The following is a 596-nucleotide window of genomic DNA, read 5'->3' on the forward strand; positions in this document are numbered from 1 at the left end:
GTCCAATTGATCTAGTTAACCCGAGCTACGACCTGGTAGTCATCGGTGCCGGCGGCACCGGCCTGTCAGCTGCTCTGCAGGCTCATGAATTGGGGGCCAGCGTTGCGGTCTTTGAAAAGAACGAAGTCCTGGGCGGGAACACCAGCAAGGCTTCATCCGGGATGAACGCGGCAGAATCCCTGGTTCAGTACCGGCACGGCATCATCGACAACAAGGCTGACTTTTACCAAGAAACCTTGAAAGGCGGCGGCGAGCTGAACGACAAGGCAATGCTGAGCTACTTCGTTGACCACGCTGCTTTGGCCATCGACTGGCTGAAGGAATACGGCGTTAAGCTCGATGACCTGACGATCACTGGCGGCATGAGCAAGAAGCGGGCCCACCGGCCAGCTTCCATGGCACCTGTCGGCGGCTACTTGATTACCGGCCTTTTGAAGAGCATTGAAGCTGCCCGCATTCCAGTCTTCAACAAGACCAAGGTGGTCAAGCTTTTGCAGGACGAAAACGGCAAGGTCAGCGGCATTGAAATCGTCGGCCCAGACGGCCGCCGGCAAGTCAAGGCCAAGGCGGTTATCCTGGCTACTGGCGGCTTCGGC

The 596-nt window shown here is 57.7% G+C and carries 1 protein-coding gene; it reads left to right on the forward strand.

Going from position 1 to position 596, the window contains the following annotated elements:
* The coding region (locus lacNas_RS06975; protein ID WP_244661434.1) for an FAD-dependent oxidoreductase at window positions 1-596 on the forward strand (596 nt) is incomplete at both ends.

Source organism: Lactobacillus nasalidis, assembly GCF_016587775.1.
In the GTDB taxonomy this organism is placed as follows: Bacteria; Bacillota; Bacilli; order Lactobacillales; family Lactobacillaceae; genus Lactobacillus; species Lactobacillus nasalidis.